General features: G+C 68.9%; 4 protein-coding genes and 1 pseudogene. 1 reads left to right on the top strand and 4 read right to left on the bottom strand.

The annotated features are described in order from the left end of the window. Both WBA11_RS09795 and argG read right to left on the bottom strand, forming a co-directional pair. Positions 1 to 508, bottom strand: a pseudogene (locus WBA11_RS09795) (hypothetical protein); the annotation flags it as partial. Positions 509 to 569: 61 nt separating this feature from the next. Then, entirely contained in the window at positions 570 to 1,778 is a 1,209-nt protein-coding gene (argG, locus tag WBA11_RS09790; protein ID WP_424520515.1) for an argininosuccinate synthase, read from the bottom strand. 358 nt (positions 1,779 to 2,136) lie between these two features. Between argG and WBA11_RS09785 the strand changes: the two genes are divergently transcribed. Further along, positions 2,137 to 2,604 carry a hypothetical protein gene (locus WBA11_RS09785; protein WP_424520514.1) on the top strand — a complete coding sequence of 156 codons (468 nt, stop codon included), beginning with the start codon at positions 2,137 to 2,139 and terminating at the stop codon, positions 2,602 to 2,604. A 47-nt stretch (positions 2,605 to 2,651) separates the two neighbouring features. On the opposite strand, the gene WBA11_RS09780 is transcribed toward WBA11_RS09785, so the two are convergent. Both WBA11_RS09780 and WBA11_RS09775 read right to left on the bottom strand, forming a co-directional pair. Next, positions 2,652 to 3,608, bottom strand: a complete 957-nt coding sequence (locus WBA11_RS09780; RefSeq protein WP_424520513.1) for a hypothetical protein — start codon at positions 3,606 to 3,608, stop codon at positions 2,652 to 2,654. Positions 3,609 to 3,958: 350 nt separating this feature from the next. Further along, on the bottom strand, positions 3,959 to 4,367 hold a 409-nt coding region (locus WBA11_RS09775), incomplete at its 5' end, for a hypothetical protein (RefSeq protein ID WP_424520512.1).

Genomic DNA, 4,367 nt, shown 5'->3' with positions numbered 1-4,367 from the left:
TCTTCCCCGTGTTCATCGCCGTCCCCGACACCATCACCAACGGCGCCGAGACCTGCAGCGTCTCGACCGGCTCGATGGCCGTGTCCTGAATCCGCGCGTGCCGAGGCGGGTCGCCCTCGAGGACGGCGCCCAGGACCTCGACGCGCAGGGCGGGGCCGAGGTCGGGGTGCGGGGTCGCCACCTTGCCCAGGATGCCGCCCATGTTCTGGACGTGCAGCGTGTCGCCCGGCGCGACGTGCCGCGGGATCCGGCCCGAGTAGCCCTTGAGCGCTTGCCTCTCCCCAAGCGACGCGACCAGCGTCTGGCCCTTCTCGATTCGTCGGAAGACGCCGTCGGCGCCCTCGAGTTGGTTGTAGACGTCTTTGTCATCGAGGGCGCGGACGGCCAGGACGTAGCCCTCTTCCGCGACGACGTAGGGCGAGACCTGAACGTCGTGCCCTAGACCGCACGGTCCGGCACTACTGGCAACATGGTCGACGGTCAACGTCGTGATGGATCGTGTCGGCATTGTCTGTTTAGGCGGTGTCGGCCTCGAGGACGAGGCATCGGTGGGTAGCCTCGAGGGCGGGTCAGCTTCCGGCGCGAGCGGCGAGTCGGGCCTGGAGCCCGTAGATCTGGGCGAAGCCCTGGGCGTCGCGGCCGGACCACAGGGCGTGGTCCTCACCGTAGCGGGCGGCGCCGGCGTCGAACAGCGAGTGCGGCGAGACGCCTCCCAGGACTCGGATCGCGCCCTTGAACCACTCGACGGTGACGGTCCCGGTCACACGGTGCTGCGCGCTGTCGAGGAAGGCCTCGAGGTCGCGGCAGACGGGGTCGAAGAACTGGCCCTCGTGGACAAGCCGGCCGTAGAAATCGCCCAGGATGCCGGACTGGACGAGCTGGTGTTGCGTCAGGACCAGCTTCTCGAGCTCGCGGTGGGCCGCGATGAGCGTCAGCGCGCCGGGCGCCTCAAACGCGATTCGGCCCTTGATGCCCAAGATGGTGTCCCCCACGTGGATCCCCCGCCCGACACCGTGCGCCGCGCCCCCGCGATTGAGTTTTTCCACCAGCGCGACCGGGTCGAGCGCTTCGCCATCGAGGGCGACCGGGACGCCGGACTCGAACGCGACCTCGAGGTGGTGCGGCTGGTCCGGCGCCCTCGAGGGCGAGACCGTGTCGGGCCACGCGTCCTCAGGCAAGACGCCGGCCGTGTCGTGGGTCTCCTTGCCGCCGATCGTCGTGCCCCACAGTCCCCGATTGACGGAGTACTCGGTCGTCTTCGCCTCGACAGGGAAACCGCGCTCTTGGAGGTAGGCCGTGGAGGCTTCTCGCGACAGCGCGAGTGTTCGGATCGGGGCCATAGCCTCGAGGTCGTCGGCCAGCAGGCGCAGGGCGCCGTCGAAGCGGATCTGGTCGTTTCCGGCGCCGGTCGAGCCGTGGGCGACGGCCGTCGCGCCGATCTCGCGGGCGGCTTGGGCGAGCGTCTGGGCCTGGACCACGCGCTCGGGTCCGACGCACAGCGGGTAGACACCGCCCCTCAGCACGTTGCCCTTGACGAGGTACTGGAGCACGCGGTCCCACAGCTGGGCGCGGGCATCCACAATCCGGTGACCGGCGGCGCCAAGGCTGGACGACCGGGCCTCGATCTCGCCTTTCTCGTCATCGGAAAACCCGCCCGTGTCGACGGTGACGGTCCAGACGTCGCGGCCGGTCTCCTCTCGGAGATACGGGACGCAGAAGGACGTGTCGAGGCCGCCCGAGAAGGCGAGGGCGATCGGTGCGTTTTTGGAGTCAGGCATGGCGCTAAAACAGAAAACGCCGATCCCGGGGAAGGATCGGCGCTAGAGAGGGCGAGACCGTCGGGGTGGGAACGGTGCCCGTCTAGAGTGTGCCGCACCCTTCCGGCTGGACCAGGTCCAGTCGTCGGGGACGTCGAGTACGGCGGAAGGCGTTCACGGCATGAGGATACGCGGCATCACGCGAACGTGTCAACGGCCTCGAGGCCGGTAGCGCTTCCGATCTCCGAAAGCGCACGCTCGAGCCCTCGAGGACGCCGGTCCGACCTCGAGGAGGGGGCGAGCCTTTTCCCTTCCCGTGTCCCCCGCGATTTGTGAGGTTGGGTCTCAAACGTCTCCCTGCACCTTTCCGCTCTCGTCGATGCGACTCGCCGCCGCCGCTCTCCTCGTCGTTCTCTCTGCCTGCGACACCATCGCCGAGGGGCCCCAGATTGTACGCTATAGCGGTCCCCCAATCACAGAGGCCGACGCCGTTGAAACTGATGGGTACGGTGGCCCCCGCTTGTGGTCCGTCGACTGGATTGGTCTCTTCTCTGGGACTACGGTCACGATTCGCCGAACACTACTCTGCGGCGACGAGTGTGGCCAGACGACCCAGTTCAGGTTCACCGAAGAGGGCGACGGCGGCCTACCGACATCGATCGAGGGCTCGATCATCTTGAGCACGTGGCCGCCGGACAACGTCTCCAGCTCTCCGCTTCTCATCGACCGCGTGGAGATTCAGGACTGGGGTCCCGAGATCTACAGCGGCATCGTGTACGCAGGGTCAGGCCGTCTCGCGCAGCCCGTCCCCTTCTGGTCCGACGATGTGTCGGTCGCGGTCGAATAAGCCTGTACGACCTCGAGGACGGGGTCTCGCCCTCGAGGCCGAACCGGCTACGCCGCCTTCTTGCGGCGCTTGCTCACCGTCACCTCGGGCTCTGGGGTGCCGGCACTGTCGCCGGACGTGGCGTAGCGCTCGCGCATCCGGTCGAGCAGGTCCGCCGTCTGGTCGGACGTCAGTTCGTCCAGGACCTGGACGCCGCAGTAGTGACGCGCGGCCAGGAGCACCTGGGGGCGGCCGACGCCGAAGCCTTCGGCCTCGACCAGCAACTCCGCCAGCGTCGGGCCAGCGTCGACCTCGAGGGCGGGCTCGGGCAGGACGGCCATCGGGGGCGCCTCGACGGGAGCAGGGCCAGCGCCGAGTTGGGCGAGCACGTCCGCGAAGGACGGGTTCTCGAACTCGGTCCCGACGGGCAAGTCGGACGCGTTCGACTTGACGACCGTCGCGATGCGGCGCGTCTCAAAACCGTCCTGTTGGAGCGAGACCTCGAGCATCACGTCGACGAAGTACTCCAGCCCGGACGTGGTCATCGGCAAGACGCGGCCGACCTCGTTCTCCTCGCGGTCCTGCTTGCCGCGGGCCGCGATCTGGTCCGTGATGACGACGCACGCGCCGGAGTCGACGCACAGGCGGCGCAGGACCTCCTGGAACACGACCTGGTCGGCCTGGAGCTCCTCGGCGGACGGCTGGGCCGTCGGGTCGCCGGTCCGGTCGCGGACGGCCTGGACCGTCGCGCGGTGCTTGCGGCCGAAGTACATCGCCCAGCTGTCGAGCGCGTAGCAGCCGTAGCCCTGCTCGGCCTTGCCCTCACCAAGCGCCCAGTCGACGAACGGGAGTAGTTCGTCCGGGTGTTCGACCTCGATGGCGTCGTAGTGCGAGCCGTCGGCGCCGGGGAGCAAACGGGCCTTTCGCTCGGTGTCGAAAAAGCAGAGACGGCCGAGTCCGGCATCGGCGAGCGAGGCGGCGAACCAGCTCTTGCCGGTCCCGGCAGGGCCGCGGACGGCGATCACGAGGCGCCGCTGCTGCGGCCGACGACTAAGCGGATGGACAGTCATGGGAGGTGGGGAGAGTTCGGTGAGAGCAGCGTAGAAACTCCTAGTGACAGCGACGTGTCACAACGTGTGTGGACAGATGTGAGGGGCGGGGGGATAGAGGGATGCGGGGACGTACGCCGGTCGGCGCCGTTCACGGCCTCGAGGATGCGCAGGTGACTCCCCCTCCAAACCAGGTGGACCCGCCCCCCGACCTCGAGGTCCACGACGCGCTCCCGTCCTCGAGGACGAACGGCGGCGCACGACCCGACCTCGAAGACGGACGGTCCTCTCATCCCTCCATCCCGTATCCCTCCGACCCTCCCGATCTAGCTCGCGCGGCGGAGCGCCGGCCGGTCGACCTCGACGCGGCGCAGGCTCCGCTCGGCGTAGGCCGACCACACGGACGGGAAGCGGCGGTCGAGACGGCGGACCAAGACGTGTGGCGCCCGGCCGTTTGCGACGTGCCACAGGTGGCGCTCGGGCGACGCGTCGTCCTCGAGGGCGTAGGGGACGAGCACGCTCGGCTGCTCGGGGCGGAGCTCGACCTGCTTCGCCTCACGCGTCGCCAACGTCTTGAGGTTGACGCGTCCTCGCGCAGAGAACGGGTCTCCAGCACCCGGCGCCTCCCACTGGCTCGCGAGGTAGAGGACGTCGTCCATGTGGCCCAGGAGATCGCTGCCGCGCAGTCGGTAGATCGTGTCGACGGCGCCCATCGACAGCAACGTGGCGTCGCGG

The sequence above is a fragment of the Rubrivirga sp. genome, assembly GCF_049648075.1.
Taxonomy (GTDB): domain Bacteria; phylum Bacteroidota; class Rhodothermia; order Rhodothermales; family Rubricoccaceae; genus Rubrivirga.
This window is presented reverse-complemented; position numbering and strand designations above follow the sequence as displayed.